At 70.7% G+C, this 23,782-nt stretch carries 23 protein-coding genes; 17 read left to right on the top strand and 6 right to left on the bottom strand.

The features are described from left to right. Positions 1-4: 4 nt before the first annotated feature. Together OMP39_RS14090 and OMP39_RS14085 are read left to right on the top strand one after the other, a co-directional pair. Positions 5-682: a YiaD family glycine zipper/OmpA-like lipoprotein gene (locus tag OMP39_RS14090; RefSeq protein WP_264892408.1), complete on the top strand. Its 678-nt coding sequence runs from the start codon at positions 5-7 to the stop codon at positions 680-682. Between the two features lie 2 nt (positions 683-684). Then, entirely contained in the window at positions 685-1,206 is a 522-nt protein-coding gene (locus OMP39_RS14085; protein WP_264892407.1) for an OmpA family protein, read from the top strand. Positions 1,207-1,283: 77 nt separating this feature from the next. Here the strand turns inward: OMP39_RS14085 and OMP39_RS14080 are convergent, their stop codons facing one another. Then, complete coding sequence (locus OMP39_RS14080; protein ID WP_264892405.1) at positions 1,284-2,330, bottom strand: homocysteine S-methyltransferase family protein; 1,047 nt, start codon at positions 2,328-2,330, stop codon at positions 1,284-1,286. Positions 2,331-2,435: 105 nt separating this feature from the next. Between OMP39_RS14080 and OMP39_RS14075 the strand changes: the two genes are divergently transcribed. Continuing rightward, positions 2,436-2,831: a rhodanese-like domain-containing protein gene (locus OMP39_RS14075; RefSeq protein WP_264892404.1), complete on the top strand. Its 396-nt coding sequence runs from the start codon at positions 2,436-2,438 to the stop codon at positions 2,829-2,831. A 27-nt stretch (positions 2,832-2,858) separates the two neighbouring features. On the opposite strand, the gene OMP39_RS14070 is transcribed toward OMP39_RS14075, so the two are convergent. The 3 genes from OMP39_RS14070 to OMP39_RS14060 form a co-directional block, all read right to left on the bottom strand. Next, positions 2,859-5,159, bottom strand: coding sequence for an ATP-binding protein (locus tag OMP39_RS14070; protein WP_264892402.1), 2,301 nt, complete (start codon positions 5,157-5,159; stop codon positions 2,859-2,861). A 231-nt stretch (positions 5,160-5,390) separates the two neighbouring features. Continuing rightward, on the bottom strand, positions 5,391-5,657 hold the full coding sequence (locus tag OMP39_RS14065; protein ID WP_264892401.1) for a BTH_I0359 family protein: 267 nt from the start codon (positions 5,655-5,657) through the stop codon (positions 5,391-5,393). Between the two features lie 96 nt (positions 5,658-5,753). Then, positions 5,754-6,473: a DUF3108 domain-containing protein gene (locus OMP39_RS14060; RefSeq protein WP_264892399.1), complete on the bottom strand. Its 720-nt coding sequence runs from the start codon at positions 6,471-6,473 to the stop codon at positions 5,754-5,756. A 79-nt stretch (positions 6,474-6,552) separates the two neighbouring features. On the opposite strand from OMP39_RS14060, the gene OMP39_RS14055 reads away from it, so the two are divergent. From OMP39_RS14055 to OMP39_RS14040, 4 genes are all read left to right on the top strand, one after another. Continuing rightward, on the top strand, positions 6,553-7,443 hold the full coding sequence (locus tag OMP39_RS14055) for a fumarylacetoacetate hydrolase family protein (RefSeq protein ID WP_264892398.1): 891 nt from the start codon (positions 6,553-6,555) through the stop codon (positions 7,441-7,443). A 319-nt stretch (positions 7,444-7,762) separates the two neighbouring features. Next, entirely contained in the window at positions 7,763-8,728 is a 966-nt protein-coding gene (locus tag OMP39_RS14050; protein WP_264892397.1) for a porin, read from the top strand. Between the two features lie 209 nt (positions 8,729-8,937). Beyond that, positions 8,938-9,570: a PhaM family polyhydroxyalkanoate granule multifunctional regulatory protein gene (locus OMP39_RS14045; RefSeq protein WP_264892395.1), complete on the top strand. Its 633-nt coding sequence runs from the start codon at positions 8,938-8,940 to the stop codon at positions 9,568-9,570. A gap of 11 nt (positions 9,571-9,581) precedes the next feature. Beyond that, positions 9,582-10,868: an FIST signal transduction protein gene (locus OMP39_RS14040; protein WP_264892394.1), complete on the top strand. Its 1,287-nt coding sequence runs from the start codon at positions 9,582-9,584 to the stop codon at positions 10,866-10,868. 10 nt (positions 10,869-10,878) lie between these two features. Here OMP39_RS14040 and OMP39_RS14035 read toward each other — a convergent pair whose 3' ends face one another. Continuing rightward, positions 10,879-11,556: a hypothetical protein gene (locus tag OMP39_RS14035; RefSeq protein WP_264892392.1), complete on the bottom strand. Its 678-nt coding sequence runs from the start codon at positions 11,554-11,556 to the stop codon at positions 10,879-10,881. A 102-nt stretch (positions 11,557-11,658) separates the two neighbouring features. On the opposite strand from OMP39_RS14035, the gene OMP39_RS14030 reads away from it, so the two are divergent. The 6 genes from OMP39_RS14030 to OMP39_RS14005 all read left to right on the top strand — a co-directional run bounded on the left by OMP39_RS14030 (position 11,659) and on the right by OMP39_RS14005 (position 18,987). After that, a complete protein-coding gene (locus OMP39_RS14030; RefSeq protein ID WP_264892391.1) occupies positions 11,659-12,222 on the top strand; it encodes a hypothetical protein in 564 nt (187 codons plus the stop codon). Positions 12,223-12,422: 200 nt separating this feature from the next. Then, entirely contained in the window at positions 12,423-13,940 is a 1,518-nt protein-coding gene (locus tag OMP39_RS14025) for an FAD-linked oxidase C-terminal domain-containing protein (RefSeq protein WP_264892390.1), read from the top strand. Positions 13,941-14,015: 75 nt separating this feature from the next. Continuing rightward, complete coding sequence (gene glcE, locus OMP39_RS14020; protein WP_264892389.1) at positions 14,016-15,128, top strand: glycolate oxidase subunit GlcE; 1,113 nt, start codon at positions 14,016-14,018, stop codon at positions 15,126-15,128. 12 nt (positions 15,129-15,140) lie between these two features. Next, on the top strand, positions 15,141-16,376 hold the full coding sequence (gene glcF / locus OMP39_RS14015) for a glycolate oxidase subunit GlcF (protein ID WP_264892387.1): 1,236 nt from the start codon (positions 15,141-15,143) through the stop codon (positions 16,374-16,376). 156 nt (positions 16,377-16,532) lie between these two features. Next, entirely contained in the window at positions 16,533-16,742 is a 210-nt protein-coding gene (locus OMP39_RS14010; RefSeq protein WP_264892385.1) for a CsbD family protein, read from the top strand. Between the two features lie 370 nt (positions 16,743-17,112). Continuing rightward, positions 17,113-18,987, top strand: coding sequence for an ABC-F family ATP-binding cassette domain-containing protein (locus tag OMP39_RS14005; protein WP_264892384.1), 1,875 nt, complete (start codon positions 17,113-17,115; stop codon positions 18,985-18,987). A 30-nt stretch (positions 18,988-19,017) separates the two neighbouring features. Here the strand turns inward: OMP39_RS14005 and OMP39_RS14000 are convergent, their stop codons facing one another. Further along, positions 19,018-19,776 (bottom strand): hypothetical protein, encoded by a 759-nt coding sequence (locus tag OMP39_RS14000; protein ID WP_264892383.1) that lies wholly within the window; start codon positions 19,774-19,776, stop codon positions 19,018-19,020. Between the two features lie 338 nt (positions 19,777-20,114). Between OMP39_RS14000 and OMP39_RS13995 the strand changes: the two genes are divergently transcribed. The 4 genes from OMP39_RS13995 (at position 20,115) to OMP39_RS13980 (ending at position 23,713) form a co-directional block, all read left to right on the top strand. Then, complete coding sequence (locus OMP39_RS13995; protein ID WP_264892382.1) at positions 20,115-20,729, top strand: LysE family translocator; 615 nt, start codon at positions 20,115-20,117, stop codon at positions 20,727-20,729. Positions 20,730-20,883: 154 nt separating this feature from the next. Continuing rightward, complete coding sequence (locus OMP39_RS13990) at positions 20,884-21,717, top strand: PhzF family phenazine biosynthesis protein (protein ID WP_264892380.1); 834 nt, start codon at positions 20,884-20,886, stop codon at positions 21,715-21,717. A 63-nt stretch (positions 21,718-21,780) separates the two neighbouring features. Beyond that, on the top strand, positions 21,781-22,761 hold the full coding sequence (locus OMP39_RS13985; protein WP_028915768.1) for an IS5 family transposase: 981 nt from the start codon (positions 21,781-21,783) through the stop codon (positions 22,759-22,761). Positions 22,762-23,221: 460 nt separating this feature from the next. Next, positions 23,222-23,713, top strand: coding sequence for a GNAT family N-acetyltransferase (locus OMP39_RS13980; RefSeq protein WP_264892379.1), 492 nt, complete (start codon positions 23,222-23,224; stop codon positions 23,711-23,713). The last annotated feature ends 69 nt before the right edge of the window (positions 23,714-23,782 follow it).

Here is a 23,782-nt window from a genome sequence, read left to right as displayed (position 1 = left end):
GCTGATGGTGAAATACGTTGTGGTGCCTGCGGTCAGCCTGGCGTTGCTGGCCGGCTGCGCGAACATGTCCGAAACACAAAGCAACACTGCCAAGGGCGCCGGCATCGGCGCGGTCGCAGGCGCCGTGCTCGGGGCGGCGACGGCGGGCGGCAACAAGGGCAAGAGCGCGGCCACCGGGGCGGCCATCGGCGCGGGCGTCGGTGCGATCGGCGGCTACATCTGGTCCAAACGCATGGAAGAGCAGAAGGCCAAGATGGAGCAGGCCACCCAAGGCACCGGTATCGACGTCGCGCGCACACCGGACAACCAGATCAAGGTCCAGATCCCGAGCGATGCGGGCTTCGATGTCGGCCGCGCGGCCGTCAAGCCTCAGCTCGCCGGGGTGCTCGACAAGTTCGCGCAGAGCATGCGCGATCATGCCGCGACGCAGATCCGCATCATCGGGCATACCGACAGCACCGGCGGCGATGCCATCAACAACCCGCTGTCGTTCGAGCGCGCGGCCTCCACGCGCGACTACCTCGTCGCGCGCGGGGTGGCGGCCAACCGCATCACCATCGACGGGCGTGGCAGCCGCGAGCCCATCGCGTCCAACGAGACGGAGAGCGGGCGCGCGCAGAATCGCCGCGTGGAAATCTTCGTGGCCGAGCCGCAGCAGGTCGCCCAAGGCACGGCGCGCTGAGGGTGAAGGGCACCACCGCTGAGCGGGCGCGCCACCACAGGCGCGCCCTGCGGCTGTCGGTCGCGCCGGCGATGGTCGCACTGGCCGCACTGGTGGCCGGGTGCGCCGGCATCGGCGGCGGCCCCGGTCGTCCGGGCGGTCCTGCGGCGGCCTCGTTGTCGCAGCAACGCTGGCAGCTCGAGCAGGACCTCGCGGGCACGCCGGTCGAGGTGGCCTCCGCCGAGGGAGGCTACCGCGTGAGTGTGCCGCTCAAGTACAGCTTCGACCGCCAGCGCTCGGCGGTCAAGCCGCCCCTGGCTGCCGTGCTGGACCGCGTCGCGCGCGTCGTGCGCAGCGGCGAGGGCGTGCGGTTGCGGGTGTCGGCCCCCCCGGATCGCGCTGGCGCCGACCTGCTGGCGCAGGACCGGGCGGCCAGCGTCCGCGACTACCTCGTGGCCCGTGGGGTGCCGCGCGCGCGCTTCGCCGAGCCCGGGCCCGCCACGCCGGGCGGCGTCGTCGAAGTGCTGGTGGCGCCGGCACGCTGAGGAGCGCGCGGCCGCCTCTTTGCGACCCTTGCGCGAGCGAGCCTCCCGGAAGGGGCGAGCGGCCGACGCGCCGCTTCTCAGGCTGCCAGCTGCGTGAACAAGCCCTGATGGGCGCAACGCGGGCGGTACTTGCCCACCCGCTCGGCGATCTGCGCGATGTGCTCGGGCGTCGTGCCGCAGCAGCCGCCGGCAATGTTCAGAAAGCCCGCCTGGGCGAACTCCTCCATCAGCCGGCCGGTCACTTCCGGCGTCTCGTCGAAACCCGTTTCGCTCATCGGGTTGGGCAGGCCGGCGTTGGGATAGCAGGAGATGTAGGTCTCCCCGGCGATCTTCGACAGCTCCTCGATGTACGGCCGCATCAGGGCCGCGCCGAGCGCGCAATTGAGCCCGATGGCCAGCGGCTTGGCGTGCCGCACCGAATGCCAGAACGCCCCGACCGTCTGACCGGACAGGATGCGCCCGGAGGCGTCGGTCACGGTCCCCGAGATGATGACGGGCAGCCGCTCGCCGGTGGCCTCGAAGAGCTCGTCGATCGCGAAGATCGCGGCCTTGGCGTTGAGCGTGTCGAAGATGGTCTCGACCAGCAGGAGGTCGGCGCCGCCCTCGAGCAGGCCTTGCGCCTGCTCGTAGTACGACTCGCGCAGCTCGTCGAAGCTCACGTTGCGGGCCCCGGGGTCGTTGACATCGGGGCTGATGCTGGCCGTGCGCGGCGTCGGGCCGATCGCGCCGGCCACGAAGCGAGGCTTGTCGGGCGTGCTGTACTTGTCGCAGGCCTGACGGGCGATGCGCGCCGCCTCCACGTTCAGCTCGCGCGCCAGCTCGGCCAGGCCGTAGTCTTCCTGCGCGATGCGCGTGGCGCCGAAGGTGTTGGTCTCGATGATGTCCGCCCCGGCCGCGAGATAGCGCTCGTGGATCTCGAGGATCACATCGGGCCGCGTGAACACGAGCAGTTCGTTGTCGCCCTTCAGGTCCTTCGGGTGATCCGCGAAACGGGTGCCGCGGTAGTCTGCCTCGCCGAGCTTGTAGCGCTGGATCATGGTGCCCATCGCGCCGTCGAGGATGACGATGCGCCGGCGCAGCAGCTCGGGCAGGGCGGTGGCTCGGGTGTAGGGGCGTTCGCTCATCCCGGCATTGTAGGCAGCGCCTGCGCGCCGCGCGCCAAGAAGGCCTTGCCTTCGGCGGGCCGGGCCAGGGGCCGCGGCATCGGAGACAATGCAGGGGGACACACCATGAAACACCTGACCCCCAAGGAAGCCTGGGCCTACCTGCAGTCTCGCCCGGAGGCGCTCCTCGTCGACGTCCGCATGGAGATCGAGTACCTGTACGTGGGGCACCCGCCGGGTGCCGTGCACGTGCCTTGGTACGAGTACCCGGACATGCACCCCGACCCGGCTCGCTTCGTCGAGCAGGTGCGCCGTGAGGCGGGCGGCGACCTCGACCGCCCCCTCGTGCTGCTGTGCCGGTCCGGCAAACGCACCGTGGCCGCGGGCGAGGCGCTGGAGGCGGCCGGCTTTCGCGAAGTGATCAACGTCCTCCACGGCTTCGAGGGCGACCTCGACGCCCACTTCCACCGCAACACCGTCAACGGCTGGCGCCACGACGGGCTGCCGTGGGAGCAGCTCTAGGGGCGAGCCGTCCTCGCCCGGCCGACGCTAGCGGAACCCGATCGCCCGGCGCTCGCGCACCTCGGGCTTGACGCGGTACTCCGACTCGAGCTGGCTCAGGAACTCGTCGGCATCGAGCCGCTCGCCGAGCAGTTCCTCCTGCCGCCGGACCGCCGCGAAGTCGCCGAGCGCCAGGCCCTCCAGCTTCGCCAGGCGCGAGCGCCGCTCCTCGCTGAGCTCGCTCGCATCGCCTTGCAGCGCCTCGGCGACGAACATGCGTTCGCGCTGTGAGGCAGTCAACGGCAGGAAGCGGATCTTGAACGTGAAGCGCCGCAGCGCCGCCTCGTCGATGTCCTCGAACAGATTGGTCGTGCAGATGAAGATGCCGCGGAAGCGCTCCATGCCCTGCAGCATCTCGTTGACCTCGCTGACCTCGTAGTGCCGCTCGGCGCGGCGCCGGCTGCGCAGGAAGCTGTCGGCCTCGTCGAGCAGCAGCACGGCCTCCTCGGTTTCGGCCTCCTCGAACATGCGCGCCATGTTCTGCTCGGTCTCACCGACGAACTTGCTGACGAGGTCCGACGCCTGCCGCACCATGAGCGGGCGCTGGACCTCCTGGGCAATGTGCTCGGCCAGCGCCGTCTTGCCGGTGCCGGGCGGGCCGAAGAAGCACAGGGTGCCGTGCCCCTTGCGTCGCAGCGCTTCGATGACCCGCGGCAGCGCGAAGCGTGTCTCGAGGTGCAGCAGGTCCAGCGCGTAGCGCGTGACGACCGGCCGCGCGGGCGAGCTCGCCGCCGCCGTGCCGAGCGCCCGGTCGGCATGGGCGAGCTGGCGTTCGATGAGCGCCTCGAGTCCGCCAGGGTGCGCCCCGTCGGTGAGGCGCGCGAAGCGCACGGCGGTGCGGATCTGCGCTGGAGTCAGCGACTTGCGTGCCGCCATCCGGCCGACGAACTCCGCCGACACCGGGACCTCGGCCAGCACTTTCGCGATCATGGCCTCGCGCGCTCCGGGCGGCGGCGACTTGAGTTCCAGGTGGTACTGGAAGCGGCGTCGGAAGGCCGGGTCGATCTGCTCGATGCGGTTGGTGATCCAGATCACCGGTACGGGGTTGCTCTCCAGGATCTGGTTGACCCACGCCTTGCCGCTCACCGAGCCCGACGGCCCGCCGTCGCCGACGTCCAGCCGCGCCATCAGTTGCGCGGTGTCGGTGCTGAGCGGCGGGAACACATCCTCCACCTCGTCGAACAGCAGCGCGACATTGGGGCTGCCCTTGAGGAACACGTGGCTGATCTGCAAGGAGCGGTAGCGGTCGCGCCCGGAGAGCGAGTTGCCGTCCCGGTCGGCGTACTCGACCTCATAGAGCTCCAGCCCGGCGGCCTGAGCGACGACCTTGGCGAGCTCCGTCTTGCCGGTGCCCGGCGGCCCGTAGAGCAGCACGTTGACGCCCGGCTCGTGCCGCGCCACCGCATTGCGCAGCAGCGCCACCAGCACCTCGGTGTCCTCGGCCACGTAGGCGAAGTCCGCCAGCGTCAGCTCAGTGCGCGCGGCGGGCCGCGTGAACACCGCCATCAGCTCGTTGCGGTCGCGGTACTCGCGCATCAGCACCGGGGGCAACTGGTCCGAGACCTTCATCAAGTCGGCCAGGTCGGTGATGTTGTGCTCGGAGATGAGGTTCTCCACCATGCCGATGCGCTCGAGACGGGAGCCCGCCCGCAAGGCCTCGGCGACCTCGCGTTCGTCCACGCCAGCCACGTCGGCCAGCACCGCGTAGGCCTCCTGCGCGTTGGCCACCTTGAACTCGACCAGCAGCCCGCGCAGTTCGCGCTGGTAGCGCGCCAGCGTGCCGTACAGCAGCAGCGCGCGCTCCGCGGCGTTGAGCTGCAGCAGCCCCGCCAGCGCGTCGATGTTTTTCTGCACCAGGGTGGATTCCTTCTTGAGGTTGCCGTCCAGCCACTCGCAGGTGGCCGTGAGCACCGACAGGAACTCCTTCGGGGCGTCCTTGATGTATTCGTCCAGATAGAAGAAGAGCGTGCCTTCCTCGTAGGGGCCGCGCCAGACGCCGTGCCGCTCCACGAAAGCGGCGTCGGACAGCGCTTCATGGCCCTTCCAGTGCTCGTTGCCGACGCAGCGCCGCGCGAGGAACTGGCGCAGCCGGGCAAGCGCCGGCTGGGGCCAGGCGAGGTGGCGGCCCACCAGCGAAAGCAGGCTGCTCCAGTCGCGCCGCACGTTGAAGCGTCCGGCATGGCGCAACGTGAGCGTGAGCACGAAGTGCGAGCACATCCGGTCCAGCACCGGCGAGTCGGCCAGGCCCGGAGACAGCACCACGCGGGGCTCGGCATGACGTTTGACCATGCGTGCCTCCTTGTGTCTGAATGAGCGCCGACCCTGATGCCGGCACGGGCCACGATAGCGCAGGCCGCCGGTCTAGGGAAGCACCCGGTGGCCACGGGGCGCGGCCACACTGTGACAGAAGGGGTGGGGGAGGCGGGGGAGAAGTCCCTTAGACCGCCAGGGAAACGGCGCGACGCGCCGTGGGGGCCAGGCCGCGCGCCGCCCGGCAGGAGCGTGCGCGCAGCCCAGCACTCAGTGCAGCACGACGGGTTGCTGCATCAAAGAGGAGAAGCGCTCGATGTACTCGTCGATGTCTTCCACCGTCGGGGACTGCTCGATCAGCGCTTCCACGCCCTGCTTGAAACTCTCGGCCAGGGCGCCTTCGAGGTAGATCTCTTTGCGATTGAACTTGTCCACGATTTCGTAGCCGCCACGCACCAGGGCCGGGTTTTCGTCCTCGCTCGCCGGCACGCGGAATTCCACCACCGCGTAGTTGTCGGAGTTGTAAAGCATTTCCATGGACCGTACTCCTTGCCCCCGGGGGCCGCGGCAGGTGCCGGGGTCCGGGCACAGTTCCCAGGTGAGGACCGTGCGGCAAGTTTCAAGCCTGACGGCTCACCCCGCGCGACGCAGCGAGAGCTCGACCGGCTCGTCGTGTCCGTCGGCCCAGCGCGCGTACACCGGCAGGTGCCGGCGGGCGGGATCGAGCCACACCTCGACCGAGCTGTCCTGCGGCTCACGGGCCAGCCGCACCAGCTTGACGGCACGCACCGGGCCCGCATCCACCTCCACCGGCCGAAGGCCGTCCGAGCGGAAGGTCCAGACCCCCGAGTCGCCGCGGGCTCCCACCACGCGCAGGGCCACCGTGCGGCCGGCGGCGACGCGTTCGCCATCGGCGTGCGCGATGCCGGCCAGTTGCACGAGCCAGCTCAGACGGTCCTGCATGCCGGCCACCCAGCGGACCCGCTCGGGCGAGGACGAAAACGTGACCCAGCCGCTCGCGCGGTCGAACCGGGCCACTTGTTCTTGCCGACGCCACCGCCGGTCCGAGAAGCTGGCCGGCACCAAGCCCTGGGGCCCCAGCACGCCCATGCTGCGTTGGGTGATGATGGTGCCGAAGACGGGCGCCTCGCCCTGCAGCACCAGCTCATAACGGTCGGCCTGCGGCGCAAAGCGCAAGCTGCCGGTCACGGCAAGGCTGCCGCGCGTCAGGCGATAGCTCCATCGAAAGCCCCCGGGCAGGCGCACGGCATACAGCGGCGGCACGCCGGTCGGGGGGGCTGCGGAGGCCGGCTGGGCTTGGGCCCGCACGGCAGGGCACAGGCTGGCGGCCATCGCCGCGAGCAGCGCCCGCCGTCTTGCCTGTCCCGAGCCCCCGGGCCCATGCGGGAGGCGCTCTCTACAATCCGCCGCCATGAAGCTCGCCACCTATCAGGACGGTTCGCGCGACGGTCATCTCGTGGTCGTCTCCAGAGATCTGAGCATGGCCCATTATGCGACCGGCATCGCCACACGCCTGCAACAGGTTCTCGACGACTGGAACTTCCTGTCGCCGCAGCTGCAAGATCTTTACGATCAGCTCAACCAGGGGCGGGCCCGCCATGCCTTCCCGTTCGACCCGGCGCTGGCCATGGCACCGCTACCCCGGGCGAGCCGCTACGTGGCGGCCGACCAGGAGGGCAAGGGCCTGCGCCTGCACGAGCGCGCACCGGACGGCCTGCTGGGGGTGGCGGACGAGGCTGCCGTCCCGCACGGATTCGACGGGGCGGACTTCGGCGCCCGGCTGGTCGTCGTGACCGCAGACATCGCCGCTGGAGCCTCCGCAGAGACGGGGCTCGAAGGCGTGCGGCTCCTCGGGCTGGCATGCGAGCTGGCCGTGGTGGACCGGGACGCGATGCGGCGCCCCTGGACGACCAGCTTCGCGCCGGTCCTGTGCACCCCGGACGAAGCCGGGACCGGCTGGGCCGCAGGCCGGCTGCAGGCCCAGGTGCAGGTCCAGGTCAACGGGCGCAAGTTCGGGCTCGCCGATGCGGGGCGCGACACGCGGGCTTGCGCCGGCGTCTGGCTGCGCGAGCTCGCGCGGCACCGCCAAGTGCACGCCGGCACCCTGGTGGCCGGGCCGGTGCTGACCCCCACCGACGGCTCCCTGGGCTACGCGAGCCTGCACGACAGGCGCGAGGCCGAAAAGGCGGACCAGGGGGAGCCGCGCACGCCCTGGCTCCAGCGCGGCGACCACGTCCGAGTCGAGGCCAAGGCCCCGGAAGGCGCTCCGTTGTTCGGCGCTGCCACGGTCACCCTGGCCTGAACGCTCCACCCACGATTGCGCGGCCGTCCGAGGGCGGCACGTCACCGATGAACGGTCGTTCAAAACCGCCATCCCGCCGACGTCCCCACGCCAAGTGTTGCGTCCAGGCGTCAGTTTCTCTAGCCCGCGCCCTCTTTTTGGGTGACGAGTACGCCACAACGAAGATCGCGAATTCACAATCGTGACACTTTCCGGCTGTTCGTACTCCGCACAACTTCCCTGCGAAGGGTGCCGGACACCGGGAAAGTGATCGCAAGGCGCGCGGCGCGAGAGAGGTTTCACTGCCGTTCGCCCCTGAAACGCTAGCAAAGGAAAAATCATGAAACGAATCGCTCTCGTGGCCGCCCTGGCCGCTGCATACGCGGCTCCCGCGTTCGCCCAAAGCAACGTGACCATCTACGGTCGTTTGAACGTCTCCGTCGAGCGCCAGAAGGCCGGCGGCGAGTCGCTGACGGGCATGGTCGACAACTCCTCCCGTATCGGCTTTCGTGGCACGGAAGACCTGGGCGGTGGCCTGAAAGCGCTGTTCATGCTGGAGCACGGCTTCAACGCCGACACCGGCACGAACCAAGGCGCCATGTGGGGTCGCGAGAGCTGGGTCGGTCTGGAAGGCGGCTTTGGGCGTCTGCGTCTGGGCAACACCCCGAGCGGCACCTACTTCGCGACCGCCGACTACATCAGCATGCACAACCATGACACGGGCACGTCGTCGGATGCGCTGTACGCCTATGTCATGCGCGACACCAACAAGATCTCCTACACGACGCCCAGCCTCGGCGGCCTGACGGCTGAACTGCAGTACAGCCTGAAGGAAACCACCACCGGCGGCGACAACGCGTGGGAAATCGCGGCCAACTACCAAGCAGGCCCTCTGCACCTGGGAGGCGGCTACGTGAAGTTTGGTGAGGACAAGCTCTTCGTGATCCGTGCCCTGTACGAAATGGGCGCCTTCACGTTCGGCGGTTACTACGAGCGCGACGACTTCGACGGCGACAAGCGCAACAACTTCCGTCTGGCCGGCATGTACACCATGGGCGCCTCCGAGTTCCACCTGAACTTCGGCCTGGCCGGTGACGTGGGCGACCTCGACGACTCGGGTGCCAAGCAGTTCACGCTCGGCTACAACTACAACCTGAGCAAGCGCACCAAGCTGTACGCGTTCTATACCCGCATCAACAACGAAAACAATGCGGCTTACGCGCCCGCCCGCCTGCAAGGCAACCTGTCGATCGGCAACGGGCAAAACTTCAGCTCCTTCGCCGTGGGCGTGCGGCACAACTTCTGATCGATTCGCACCGATCGGCGAAACGGCCCTGCGGGGCCGTTTTTCTTTTCGTCACGCGTGGTCAAGCGTGGCGAGTGCGCGCAGAATGGGGACGGGACGGGCCGCCTGGCGCCCGCCCGGGTCGCGCGCTGCGCCGCCTGACGAGAGGCCGGCGGCGGCCGTGCCCCGCGCGCCAGAACGCTCTTGCCCGCTTACGAGGAGGCACGGGGATGAACGATGCAAGTGGACCGGGCAGCCAGATGCCCGGATTCGACTTTCTGCGCCAGCTCGGCGCCCAGGCGGGATCGGCCGCGCTGCCCTTCGCGCAGTGGATCGCACCGACCCTGGACCCGCAGGAGCTGGACAAGCGCATCGCCGATCTGAGGGCGGTGCAGTTCTGGCTGGAGCAGAACGCCAAGATGGTCGCGGCCACCGTGCAGGCGATGGAGGTGCAGCGCATGACGCTGGCCGCCCTGCAGACGATGAATGTGCCGCTGGAATCCATGAAGGACGCGCTCTTGGCCCGTCCGGCGCCGCCCCAGGCCGCCGGGGCGGCGCCTGCGGCTGCCGCCGCCCCGGCCTCTGCGGCGCAGCCTCCCGCCGCAGAGGCCTCGGCGGGGAGCGCGGCCCCTGTTGGCGCCCTGCCGCTCGTCGATCCGATCCAGTGGTGGGGGGCGCTCACGCAGCAGTTCGCCCAGCTCGCCGGCAACGCCTTGAAGGAAGTAGGCGCGTCGGCCGCCACGCCTGCGGCGTCCGGCACGGGCGGAGGTTCGCCCGAAGCCGGGGCGGCGGGCGACGGCGGGTCGCGCAGCCCCTCCCGGCCGCGCCGCGCGGCAACGAAGCGTCCGCCCGGCGCGCGCTGAAGGGGACTTCGGTGCCTGCATCGCTCTTTCTGCAGGGCCACGCGACACACCCCGACTGGCGCATGGCGCTCGGGCTCGCGCTCGCGCCGGTCGAAGGCCGCCTCGGCAGCGAGGGGTACGTGGTGCGGCCGACATTGGGTTGGATCTACTTCACCGATCACCTCGCGCCTCACGCCGAAGCGATGCTGGCCGAGCTGAATCGCCGTTTCCCGGGCACGCATTGGGTGGGGGCGGTGGGGGTCGGCGTCATGGGCAGCGGGGTGGAGTATTTCGACGAGCCGGCCGTCGCCGTGCTGCTCTCCGACCTGCCGGCGAGGTCCTTCCGGCTCTTTTCGGGGGTGGCCCCGTTGCCGCCGCGTCCGCGCTGGCATGCCGCGCAGGTGCACGCCGATCCTCGCGCCCCGGACCTGGAAGACCTGGTGCAAGAACTCGCCGCGAGGACGGACGCGGGCTATGTCTTCGGGGGGCTCGCCGCCGCGCGCACCCGCGTTTGTCACGTCGCCGACGGCGTGTGGGAGGGCGGGCTGTCCGGAGTCGCCTTTGCGGACAGTGTAGAGATCGTCTCGCGCGTGACGCAAGGCTGCGACCCGCTCGGACCGACGCGCACGGTGACCGAGGCGCAAGGCCAGCTGGTCGTGCGTCTCGACGATCGCCCGGCCCTCGACTGCCTGCTGACCGACCTGGGCGTGGACGCCACCGAGCCGCGCGACGCCCTGCCTCGCGTGCAGCACACGCTGGCGGCGCTCAGTGCCCCCGCGACGGCGTCTTCTGGGCGGGGCGGCGCCCGCGCCGGGCCGCGGCCCCGCCTGGGCGGGCGGCCACCGCAGGCGAGTGGGCGGGCGCTCGGCGAGGACACCCGCGTGCGCCATCTCATCGGCATCGATCCGCGCGGCGGCGGCATCGCGGTGGCCGACGAGCCGGTCGTCGGCACCTCGCTGACCTTCTGCCGCCGCGACCCGCAGGCCGCCCGGCGCGACCTGGTGCGCCTCTGCGCCGAGATCCGCGAGGCGCTCGAACCGCAGGAACTGTGGAACGCTCCGCCCGCTGCGTCTGCCGGGACGGGGACGCTGCCGACCGAGGTGGGCGGCGGGGGAAGGATCATCCGGGGTGCGGTGTACGTTTCGTGCGCAGGCCGGGGCGGCGCGCACTTCGGCGCCCCGCATGCGGAACTCCAGCTGGTGCGGCACGCGCTGGGCGACGTGCCGCTCGTCGGGTTCTTCGCCGGCGGCGAGATTGCGCACCGCCACGTCTACGGCTACACCGGGGTGCTGACGGTCTTCACGGCGCCTACGGCCTGACGCGGGGTCCTCAGCGGCCGCCAGAGGCCTCGTGCTCGCCCTTCCATTGCCACCAGCCGATCCACGGCAGGATGGCCAGACCCAGCTCGAGCATTTCCTCCACGGCCGACCGCAGCACGCTCAGCCACAGCGGAAAGGCAATGCCGAAGTCCTCCAGGAGGACGTTCTCGGACCGGTCGACCAGCTTGGAGACCACGATCGACAGCACGAAGACCAGCACCGTGACGGCCACCGGCCGGCCTCGGCCGATGCCGGCTGCGACGGCCGCCGCATGCCGCCGTACCAAGTAGAGCGTCGTCAGCCCCACCGGCCCCAGGACTGCCAGCGCCAGGGCCTTGTGCTCCCAGGCGGCCGGGCCGAAGTAGAAGCTGACCTTGAGCACGCTGACTCCGGTCCAGGCTTTGTGCAGGTCCAGCTCGCGGGCGCCGAACGCGGCCAGCACCAGGGCGATGGCGAAGACGGTGCCACGTGCGCCGGCCGGCGAGCGCCAGGCGAGCACGCCCCACATGGCGGCGGTGATGAAATACAACCACGCCGTGCCCCGCTCGACGGGCCCGGTTTCGGCCAGGAGTTGCGCGAGCACGTCCAGCGGGAGCGCCGCCCACAGTCCCAAGGCCGCCACCACGAGGGCCAGGGCCAGCGCCGGGGCCGTCCAGGCGCGCAGGGCGGGGTGGGGGGAGGCAGACACGGACATCCTTCGAAAAGAAGTGCGTGACTGTAAGCCAAGCGGGAAGTACCGGGTGGAACCGGGCTGGGGAGCTGCGGTCCAATAGGGGCGATGGACTGGTGCTTGACCTTTCGAGCCTGCGGATGGGCGGTGGCTTTGCTGGCGGCGGCCGGGGGGAGCGCGGCCGAGCCGGTCGTGCCCGTCACCGGCCGCGCACTGACGAAGGTGTACCAGCAGCGCCTGCCCGACGGGCGTGTGGTGCTGACCGACCGGCCCGTGCCGGGCGGCGGGGCGCCGGAGCGGCGCTGGGACTTCGAGCCCGAGGACCCTGCCCGGGCTGCGGAGGCGGCCGCGAAGCGGGAGGCCGCCTCGCGCGAGGCGGCCGAGGTGAACGAGCGCATCCAGCGCTCGATCGAACACCGCGAGCGGCTGCAGCGGGACCTGGAGCTGGAACGCCTGCGCCGTGAGCGGGCGTTGGTGGAGTTGCAAGCAGAGCGCGAGCGCGCGGCCCGTGCGCGCGAGGAGGTCCTCACCCCACCGGTGCTCGTGGTGCCCGGGTGGCACCGGCCCCAGCTCCCGCCCTCGGTGATCGGCCCGCGGCCCTGGGAGCCCCCCGGCGTGCCGCCGCCCGTCGCGCCCCCGCGGGAGCGGCCGGCGCCGCTTCTCGGCGAGCCGCCGCCGCGCTGAGCGGGGCGGCGGCCTCCGAGCCGACGCGCTCCTTCATCTTTGCTTGCGGTGCAAAGCCGTCGCGACGGCTCGCTCGGCGCGTCTTCAGTTGCATCTCAGCCCGCGCGGGTTACAGTGAGCCGCCGTAATCCGTCGCTGACGAGGGGCTGCCGCCCGGTTCGCAGCCCGCGGCGGCTCTCGGCCGAACGAGGAGACCCACGATGAACGCCCCCCTGCGCCCCGACGTCCTGGGCACCGGCCCCGGCGAGGCTATCGACCGCGCGGCCCGCCAGGCCGAGGTGGTCGAGGCCCTGTCGAAGGTGCTGCCGGGTCACGCCCTGCTGTGGCGCCGCGAGGACACGGTGCCCTACGAGTGCGACGGCCTGACCGCGTACCGGGAGCAACCCCTCGTCGTGGCGCTGCCGGAAGACGACGCCCAGGTGGCGGCCGTCTTGCGCACCTGCCACCGGCTGGGCGTGCCGGTCGTCGCGCGCGGCGCGGGCACGGGGCTGTCGGGCGGGGCCTTGCCGCACCGCCTGGGCGTCACGCTCTCGCTGGCCAAGTTCAACCGCATCCTCCAGGTCGACCCGGTCTCCCGCACGGCGGTGGTGCAAAGCGGCGTGCGCAATCTCGCCATCAGCGAGGCCGCCGAGCCGTACGGCCTCTACTACGCCCCCGACCCGAGCAGCCAGATCGCCTGCACCATCGGCGGCAACGTGGCCGAGAACTCGGGCGGCGTGCACTGTCTGAAGTACGGCCTGACCGTGCACAACGTGCTGCGGGTGCGCGGCTACACCGTCGACGGCGAACCGATGGAACTGGGCAGCGAGGCCCTCGATGCGCCGGGGCTGGACCTGCTGGCGCTGTTCATCGGCAGCGAGGGCATGCTGGGCGTGGTGACCGAAGTCACCGTCAAGCTCGTGCCCAAGCCGCAGGTGGCACGCTGCATCATGGCCAGCTTCGACGACATCCGCAAGGCAGGCGACGCGGTGGCCCACGTGATCGCCGCCGGCATCATCCCGGCGGGGCTGGAGATGATGGACAAGCCCATGATCGCTGCGGTCGAGGACTTCGTGCACGCGGGCTACGACCTGAACGCCGAAGCCATCCTGTTGTGCGAGAGCGATGGCACGCCCGAGGAGGTGCAAGAGGAGATCGGCCGCATGGTCGACGTGCTGGTCGGCTCGGGGGCCACGCGCGTCGAGGTCAGCCGCGACGAGGCGCAGCGGCTGAAGTTCTGGAGCGGCCGCAAGAACGCCTTTCCCGCCAGCGGCCGCATCAGCCCCGACTACATGTGCATGGACTCGACCATCCCGCGCAAGAAGCTGGCCGACATCCTGATCGCCATCGCCGAGATGGAAAAGAAGTACGGCCTGCGCTGCGCGAACGTCTTCCACGCGGGCGACGGCAACTTGCACCCCTTGATCCTGTTCGACGCCAACGACCCGGATCAACTGCACCGTTGCGAGCTCTTCGGGGCCGACATCCTCGAGACCAGCGTGGCGCTGGGCGGCACCATCACGGGCGAGCACGGCGTGGGAGTGGAGAAGCTCAGCTCGATGTGCGTGCAGTTCTCGCCCGAGGAGCTGGAGCAGATGCGCGGCATCAAGCGCGCCTTCGATCCGCGCGAACTGCTCAATCCCGGCAAGGTGGTGCCCACGCTCCACCGCTGCGCCGAGTACGGGAAGATGCACGTGCGCAAGGGGCTGCTGCCCTTTCCCGACATCCCGAGGTTCTGATGGCCCTCCGTCTCGCTCCCTCGTCCCGTTGCGCATCGTCCGGCCCCTGGGCCCCGACACCTCGATCCTGATCTCATGAGCATCGACACCTCGAGCGATCCCGCTCTCGCGCGGCTGACCGAGCAGGTCCGCGCGGCGGCGGCCACCGGCACGCCGCTGGACATCCGGGGCGGCTGCACCAAGCGCTTCTACGGAGGGCCGGCGCGCGGCGAGCCGCTGGACGTGCGACCGCTTTCGGGCATCTCCAGCTACGAGCCGAGCGAGCTCGTCGTGACGGCCCGGGCCGGCACGCCGCTGGCCGAGCTGGAGGCCGCCTTGGCCGAGAAGGGGCAGTGCCTGCCGTTCGAGCCGCCGCGCTTCGCAACGGGCGGCACCGTGGGCGGCATGGTCGCGGCCGGCCTTTCGGGCCCTGCGCGAGCGGCCGCGGGCGCGGTGCGCGACTACGTGCTCGGCGCGACGCTGCTCAATGGCCGCGCCGAGGTGCTGAGCTTCGGCGGCCAGGTGATGAAGAACGTGGCCGGCTACGACGTCTCGCGCCTCTTGGCCGGCTCGATGGGCACGCTGGGCGTCATCCTCGAAGTCTCGCTCAAGGTGTTGCCCGTGGCACCGGCCACCGCCACGCTGCGTTTCGATCTCGACGAGGCCACCGCCTTGCGACGTCTCAACGAGTGGGGCGGCCAGCCGTTGCCCCTCAACGCGAGCGCGTGGTGGGACGGTACCCTCGTCGTGCGGCTGCGCGGTGCGGCCGCGGCGGTGGAGGCGGCCGCGCGCAGCCTGGGCGCAGAGCGCCTGCCCGAGGAGCTGGCGCAGCCGTTCTGGGAGGGCTTGCGCGACCAGCGCGACGAGTTCTTCGCCAAGGCCCGCGCGGCGGTGCAGGCGGGCGCCTGCCTGTGGCGGCTGTCCGTGCCGTCGGTGGCGCCGCCGCTGCAACTCTCGGGCGAGCAGTTGATCGAATGGGGCGGGGCGCAGCGGTGGTGGTGCACCAGTGCCCCGGCCTCGCGGATGCGCGAAGCCGCACGTGCCGTGGGCGGCCACGCGACGCTCTTCCTTGCGCGCGACGAGGACAAGGCCGGCGCGCAGGTGTTCACCCCGCTGGCCCCGCCGCTCGAGCGCATCCACCGCGAGCTCAAACGCGCGTTCGACCCGCACGGCCTCTTCAACCCCGGCCGCCTGTACCCTGGCTGGTGAGCCTTCATCCGCATGCAGACCCATCTCGCCCCCGAATTCAAGGACACCCCCGAGGGACAGGAGGCCGAGGCCATCCTGCGCAAGTGCGTGCACTGCGGTTTTTGCACGGCCACCTGCCCCACCTATCAGTTGCTCGGCGACGAGCTCGACGGGCCGCGCGGGCGCATCTACCTGATGAAGCAGGTGCTCGAGGGCCAGCCGGTCACACGCAGCACGCAGCTGCACCTGGACCGCTGCTTGACCTGCCGCAACTGCGAGACGACCTGCCCCTCGGGCGTGCAGTACGGGCATCTGGTGGACATCGGCCGCAAGGTGGTGGAGGCGCGCGTCGAGCGGCCGCTGGGCGAGCGCTGGTTGCGCACCGCGCTGAAGGAAGGCCTCACCTCGCCGCTGTTCGCGCCGGCGATGAAGCTGGGGCAAATGGTGCGGCCCCTGTTGCCTGCGGCGCTCAAGAACAAGGTGCCGCCCAAGGACCGCTCGCCGCGGGCTCACCAGTGGCCGCAGCGCCAGCACCCGCGCAAGGTGCTGATGCTCACCGGCTGCGTGCAGCCGGCGATGATGCCCAACATCAACAGCGCCACCGCCCGCGTGCTCGACGCGGCCGGCATCCAGACGCTGGTGGCCGATGGGGCCGGCTGCTGCGGCGCGATCCGCACGCACCTGAACGACCACGAAGGCGGCCTGGCCGACATGCGGCGCAACATCGACGCCTGGTGGCCGGCGGTGATGCGCGGCGAGGTCGAGGCGATCGTGATGAACGCCTCCGGCTGCGGCGTCACGGTCAAGGAATACGGCCATGCGCTGCGCCACGACCCGCAGTACGCCGAGAAGGCGCAGCGCATCAGCGACCTCACGCGCGACCTGTCGGAACTGCTGCCCGACCTCGTGCCGCGGCTCAAGCCCCGGCTGAGGGCCAAGCCTGCGATGCGGCTGGCCTACCACCCGCCTTGCACCTTGCAGCATGGGCAGAAGCTGCGTGGCGGGGTGGAGGGCCCTCTGCGCGAGCTCGGCTTCGAGGTGGAGTTGGCGACCGGCGAAGCGCATCTGTGCTGCGGCTCGGCCGGCACCTACTCGGTGTTGCAACCGGAGCTGGCCTACCCCTTGCGCGACCGCAAGCTCTCGCAACTGCTGCCCCGCAACCCCCACGCGATCGTGTCGGCCAACATCGGCTGCATCCAGCATCTGCAATCGGGCACCGAAGTGCCCGTGCGGCACTGGGTGGAGGTGCTCGACGACGCGCTGGCCTGAGCCGAGGCCCTGCCAGAGGGGGCTGTGGTCGTCCGTCCTACACGGCAGGGCGCCCCCGGCCGACAGCCCGCAGTCCTTCTGCAAGGCACCATGGATCACGTCGAGCAAGAGATCTCTTGCCCGGCACATGTCCCCACTTTGCAGAAAGGACTCGCCATGAACCGAGATCAGATCAAAGGTCGCATGGAACAGGCCAAAGGCAAAGCCAAGGAGGTGACCGGCAAGGTGACCGACGACGAGAGCCTGGAATGGCGCGGCCGCGCGCAGAAGCACGCCGGTGACATGCGTGCCGACTACGGCGACGCGAAGGAGAACATCGACGACGCGCTGAAGCCCGACACCCCGCCGCGTGCGCGTGACCGCTGACGGCTTTTCGGAGAGCCGCAACATGTGGCTGTCTCACGCCAGGGCCTGCCCCATCCCGCAATGGGCAGGGGCGGGGGTGTCGGCCCATACCGATCCCCCGGCTCCGCCCACCGTGCCGAGCCCGCCTCCGCCGCCGACGGAGATTCCGCCCACGGGCCCCGATCCCTCGCCGCCCGAGGTGCAGGACCCGCCGCCGCCGGAAGCGCCGGTGCCGGTGCGCGAACCGCCGGTGATGCCGCCGCCCATGGCCTGAGCACCCGCCGCCCGGGACCGTACCGGGCGGCGGTTTTTTCATGCCCGGAGCACCGAGCAGGCGCGTGGCGTCCGCTCGATAATGCTCGGTTCCTCCTGATCTCATCGCCGCAGCCCCATGGCCCTGCTCACCCTCGCTCAGGCGCATCTCGCGTACGGGCATGTGCCGTTGCTCGACGGCGCATCGTTCTCGCTGGAGGCCGGCGAGCGCGTCGGCCTGATCGGCCGCAACGGCACCGGCAAGTCGTCGCTGCTCAAGATCCTGGCGGGGCTGGAGCGGCCCGATGACGGCGCGCTGCAACTGCAACAGGGCCTGCGCTTGGCCTACGTGCCGCAGGAGCCGCAGTTCGAGGCCCAGGCCACGGTGTTCGATGCGGTCAGCGAGGGCTTGGCGGAGGTGCGCGCCTTGCGCGAGCGCTTCGAGGCGCATCGGCCCGGCGACGACCTGGACGCCTTGCAGTCGCGCATCGAGGCCCTGGGCGGCTGGACGTGGGAGCAGCGCGTGGACGAGACGCTCCACCGCCTGCGGCTCGAGCGGGACCGCCCGCTCGCGCAACTCTCCGGCGGCCTGCGCAAGCGCGTGGCGTTGGCGCGCGCGCTCGTCGCGCAGCCCGACGTGCTGCTCCTGGACGAGCCCACCAACCACCTCGACCTGGACTCGATCGGCTGGCTCGAGTCGCTGCTCGGCGAGTTCCCCGGCGCAGTGGTGCTCATCACCCACGACCGCGCGTTCCTCGATGCCGTCGCCACCCGCATCGTCGAGCTCGACCGCGGCGTGTTGCGCAGCTACCCCGGCAACTTCAGCGCGTACCAGCAACTGAAGGAGCGACAGCTCGCCGAGGAGGCCGTCCAGCAGGCCAAGGCCGACAAGCTGCTCGCGCAGGAGGAAGTGTGGATCCGCAAGGGGGTGGAGGCGCGCCGCACGCGCAGCGTGAGCCGCATCAAACGCCTGGAGCGGCTGCGCGAGCGCCGGGCCGAGCGTCGCGAGGCCATCGGCCGCGTGCGGCTGGACATCGACGCGGGCGCTGCCTCCGGCAAGCTCGTGGCCGAGCTCGAGCACGTGAGCAAGTCCTACGACGGCCAGCCGGTGGTCCGCGATTTTTCGGCGATCTTCCTGCGCGGGGACAAGGTCGGCCTGATCGGCCCCAACGGCGCGGGCAAGACCACGCTGCTCAAGCTCATCCTCGGCGAGATCCCGCCCGATGCCGGCACGGTGCGGCGGGGCACCAACCTGCAGGTGGCCTACTTCGACCAGATGCGAGAGGCGTTGGACCTGGAGGCGACGTTGGCCGACACCATCAGCCCCGGCAGCGAATGGATCGAGATCGGCAGTGCCCGCAAGCACGTGATGAGCTACCTCGGCGACTTTCTCTTCGCCCCCGAGCGCGCCCATTCCCCGGTCAAGACGCTGTCGGGCGGCGAGCGCAACCGCCTGCTGCTGGCCCGGCTCTTCGCGCGGCCGGCCAACGTGCTGGTGCTCGACGAGCCCACCAACGACCTCGACATCGACACGTTGGAACTTCTGGAGGACTTGCTGCAGGACTACGAGGGCACGGTGTTCCTCGTGAGCCACGACCGCCGCTTCCTCGACAACGTCGTCACCAGCACGATCGCCTGGGAGGGCGACGAGTCGCCCGGGCGCTGGCGCGAGTACGAGGGCGGCTACGAGGACTGGCGCGCCCAAAGCGAGCGCAGCCGCGCACTGCGCCCGCGCGCTGCGGCACCCGCGCCCGCGCCGCCGCCCCCGCCGGCGGTCGCGCCGCGCCCGGCGGCGCGCAAGCTCTCATACAAGGAGCAGCGCGAGCTCGACGAGCTGCCCGCGCGCATCGAGGCGCTGGAGGCGGAGCAAAAGCAGATCGGCGAGACGCTGGCGGGCACCGAGATCTACCGCAAGGAGCCGCAGCGCGTCGCCCAGCTCCAGGCCCGCTACCAGCAGATCGAGGAGGAGCTGATGGCCGCGCTCGAACGCTGGGAGGCGCTCGGGTCGCGGTGAGCCGCGCAGGCGGTCAGCCGCTCGGCGCGCTCAACGCCGGCGCAGCGTGGCGAACCAGGAGCCGGCGGACGAGGGCAGCGAGCGGCTGACGATGAGGCCGGACTGCAAGTACAGCGCGTTGAGCAGGCGGCTCGCCTCCTCGCGCGTGCCGCTCAGCATGTCGGCCAGGTCCCGCACGCTGACCGGCTGCCCCCGCATGTGCCGGATCGCCTGCCGGTGGGCGGGGCTCATCGGCATCGTCCGCAGGTCCAGGCCCGGCGCCGTCCGGTACAGGGCCGGCTCGGCGATCTCGGGGAGCAGCTCGGAGCGCGCGCCGTGCAGCGCCAGCACCCACAGCAACGGGTCGAGCGGATGGTACTGGGAAGAATGGCCGACCAGGGCCTCCTCCCGGTCGCCGGGCGGACGCAGGACGGCCGGCTCCAGACGCAGCACCCGCAGGAGGGCCAGGCGCTGCAGCAGGTAGGTGCCCGGGTCGGCGGGGCAGTGGAACAGCCGCTCGCGCGGAAACAGGGTGATCGGTAGGACGTAGCCACCCGCCTCGCAGTGAACCACGACCCGTTGCGCGTGGCGCAGGCAAGCCGCCAACACCTCCAGCACGTCCGCGCCCTCGCCGCGGTGCTCGAATCGCTGCAGGTCGGCCATCAGCGAGGGGCTGAGCGACGTCCATCGGGAGCGGGCCGGGTCGCCTGCCGGCGAGCAGGCGAGCTCCTGCAGGTAGCGCCGGAACGCGCTGGCCCGCATCAGCTCGGGTTCGCCGAAAGGAATGGTCGTCTCGTCCATCAGCAGCATGGGGGCTTCGGGCGCCCCTCCTCGGGCCGGAGCCGGTCGCCCCCGCCCGTCATCGCCACAGCATGCGCAACCAAGCGCGGCGAATTGTGTGTAAACGTCACTTTACTTGACGCAAGCTGACTGTCCAGCTGACAGCCCTGCGAGGGGCTGCGAACCCGGGCCCAACCCGAAAAATGTCACGGCGGCAAGGCGCGGCCGCGGGGAGCTGCTCCAGTCGCCCGCCCCAAGTCCCGGCCGGAACCGGTGCGCGCTGGGAGTGCAGTGCTCGAGGCGCATCCACCGGCTGGACCGGCGCCCCATCTCGGTGCGGCACGTGCCTTCGGCATAGACTGCCGCCCATGACCCCGCAGGAATTCTTCGCTTTGCTGGTGTTGGCCACGGCCATGAGCTTCACGCCCGGCCCCAACACCACCCTCTCGACCGCCTTGGCCGCCAACGGCGGGCTGAGGCGGGCTCTGCGCTTTTGCCTGGCCGTGCCCACCGGTTGGACGCTGCTGATGCTCGTGTGCGGGTTGGGCCTCGGCGCCATCGTGATGGCGGTGCCCGCGCTGCGCGGGGCCGTGCAGATCGCGGGGGTGAGCTACATGCTGTGGCTGGCGTGGCGGCTCGCGGGAACGCGCCGTCTGGCGCAGGCCGACGACGCCCGGTTGAACGTCGGATTCTGGCAAGGCGTGGCACTGCAGTTCGTCAACATCAAGGCCTGGATGCTCGCGCTGGCCCTCACCGGCGGATGGGTGACGACCCAGGCGGGCCAGCCCGCCCCCAACCCCGGCGAACGGCTGGTGATCGTGATCGCCGTCATGGCGGTGTACGCCTTCTCGAGCAACTTCACCTACGCGATGGTGGGCTCGTTGTTGCGTCGTTGGCTGGCCGAGGGGCAGCGGCTGCTGTGGTTCAACCGGACGATGGCGGCGATCCTCGTCGCCACCGCCGTCTGGATGCTGCGGCTGTGACCGGCCTCATCGCACGCGCGCGCTCCGGCGACCACGCCCGCGGCCTGCTGCTCGTGGTCGGGGTGGCCATCTTCGGGCGGCGAATCGGTCCGCCGCCTGCCGCGCCTCGGGCGCTTCAACGGGCCAGTCACAAGGAAAGTCACAAGGGAAGGCCATGCCCTACCGATTCAAGCAAGTCGACGTCTTCACCCAGCACGCCCTGAAGGGCAACCCGCTGGCCGTCGTGCTCGGGGCCGACGACTGGACGGATGCGCAGATGCAGGACTTCGCGCGCTGGACGAACCTGTCGGAGACGACCTTCCTGCTGCGCCCCACCGACCCTCAGGCCGACTACCGCGTGCGCATCTTCACCCCGGGCAGCGAACTGCCTTTCGCCGGGCACCCGACGCTCGGCTCGTGCCATGCCTGGCTGGAGGCGGGCGGGCGACCGCGCACCGCCGGCCGGGTGGTGCAGCAATGCGGTGTCGGGCTCGTGACGCTGCGCCAAGACGGCGGGCGCTGGGCCTTTGCTGCGCCGCCCATGTCGGCGCAGGAACTTGCGCCCTCGGTGCTGTCCGCCCTCGTCGAGGCGCTCGGTCTGCGGCGCGAGCAAGTGCGCGCCGCGCGGCTGCTCGACAACGGCCCCCAGTGGTTCACGCTGCTGCTCGGCAGCGCCGAGGAGGTGCTCGCGATCGAACCGGACCTCTGCGCGCTCGCCCGCATCGGCTTCGTCGGCGTGGTCGGCCCCCACCCGGAAGGGCGCGAGGTCCAATTCGAGGTCCGCGCATTCGCCGCCCCCGACGGCATCGCCGAAGACCCCGTCACCGGCAGCCTCAACGCCAGCGTTGCACAGTGGCTCGTCGCCGCAGGCCTCGCACCGCGCCGCTATGTCGCCGCCCAGGGCACGCGGCTCGGGCGCGCCGGCCGTGTCCACATCGACGCCGCGGACGACGCAGTCTGGGTGGGCGGCCACTGCCGCACCTGCATCGACGGCACGGTGCAGCTCTAAGGAAGGTCTGAACAACTCCGCCCGATTGCGCGACAATGCCTCACCGTGATCGGGGTGAGTGCGATGCAGCTGTCGTTCGGTGATGCCGAGGGTCTGGGGAGCCGCAAGCGCACGCGGCGCGAGGTGTTTTTGGCGGAGATGGAGCAGGTGGTGCCGTGGCAGGCGCTGCTGGGTCTGATCGAGCCGCACTACCCGAAGATGGGCCGTCCCGGTCGCCAGCCCTATCCGTTGGCGACGATGCTGCGCATCCACTTCCTGCAGCAGTGGTATGCGCTCAGCGACCCGGCGATGGAAGAAGCCTTGTACGACACGCCGGTGATGCGCCGCTTCGCGCAGTTGGGCGGGCTTGCCGACATCCCGGACGAGACGACGATCCTCAACTTCCGCCGGCTGTTGGAGACGCACGGGCTGGCCGAGAAGCTCTTCGAGCAGGTCAACGCCCATCTTCAGCGCAAGGGCCTGAGCCTGCGCAGTGGCACGATCGTGGATGCCACGATCATCAGTGCGCCGAGCTCGACCAAGAACAAGGCGGGCGAGCGCGATCCGGCGATGCACCAGACCAAGAAGGGCAACCAGTGGTTCTTCGGGATGAAGGCGCACATCGGCGTGGATGACGCGTCCGGTCTGGTGCACCACGTGGAATGCACGGCGGCGAACGTGGCCGACGTGACGCAGGTGTACAAGCTGCTGCACGGCCGGGAAGACACGGTGTGCGGCGACAGCGGCTACACGGGTGCCGAGAAGCGCGAGGAGCTGCAGGACGTGGACGCCGGATTCCTGATCGCGGAGAAGCCGTCGAAGCTGCGTGCGATGAAGAACGAGCGCGAGCGGCGCTACGCCGAGCGGTGGGAGCGCTACAAGGCCAGTCTGCGGGCGAAGGTGGAGCACCCGTTCCGGGTGATCAAGCGGCAGTTCGGCTACACGAAGGTGCGCTACCGCGGCCTGGCGAAGAACGCGGCGCAGGTGCTGACGCTGTTCGCGCTGTCGAACCTGTGGATGGCGCGCCGGCGTTTGTTGCCGACGACGGGAGCAGTGCGTCCGTAAGGCGGGGAAACCCGCCAAAAACCGCCCTGCACGGGCGAAATCCGGCTCGAAAGCGACGCCAGGCCGGCGCCACGATGCCGCAATCCGGGCGGCAGAGCGGGTTGTTCAGACCTTCCCTAAGGCCCGGCGCCCGGCCGCCCGAAGCCGGGCCGTGACCCCCGCGGGGGGTGGGGCGCAAGCCCCGGGGGCAAACGGATAGGCCCGGCGCCCGGCCGCCCGAAGCCGGGCCGTGACCCCCGCGGGGGGTGGGGCGCAAGCCCCGGGGGCAAACGGATAGGCCCGGCGCCCGGCCGCCCGAAGCCGGGCCGTGACCCCCGCGGGGGGTGGGGCGCAAGCCCCGGGGGCAGAGATTTGAGCGGCCCCGGGACCGGCCGTGCGGCCCGCACGGCTGGCTGGCATGGCGCGCAGCGCACGCTAGACTTCGCGAGGTGAACATCGCGCGCCCCCGCGCCCTGGATGGATGGAGTCCCCTGAGATACGGCTCGTCGTGCCCGACACGCCGGAGCTGCTGCACACCACCCGCGCGCTCTTCGTCGAGTACGCCGATTCGCTGGGCATCGACCTGAGCTTCCAGCAATTCGAGGCCGAACTGGCCTCCTTGCCCGGCGAGTACGCCCCGCCGGCCGGGCACCTGCTGCTGGCCCTGCTCGACGGCGAGCCGGCCGGCTGCGGCGGCTTCCGTCCCATCGCCGACGTGGACTACGCCAATGCCTGCGAGATGAAGCGGCTCTACGTGCGCAAGCCGTTCCGTCGCTTCGGTCTGGGGCGAGCCCTCGCACAGGCCCTGCTCGATGAGGCGCGGCGCTGCGGCTACTCCGTGATGCTGCTCGACACACTCGACGAGATGGAGGCCGCACGCAGCCTCTACGCCAGCCTCGGCTTCCAGGAAGTGCCGCCTTACTACTACAACCCCCTGCCCGGGGCGCATTACCTCAAGGCCGAGCTCGAGTGAGCCGAGGCGGGCCGACGCCCCCGAACGCACCCGACGGCCGCAGTTACGTCGAAGTACCGGCGTAGGATC

The sequence above is a fragment of the Schlegelella aquatica genome (assembly GCF_026013905.1).
GTDB lineage: Bacteria > Pseudomonadota > Gammaproteobacteria > Burkholderiales > Burkholderiaceae_C > Caldimonas > Caldimonas aquatica.
This window is presented reverse-complemented; position numbering and strand designations above follow the sequence as displayed.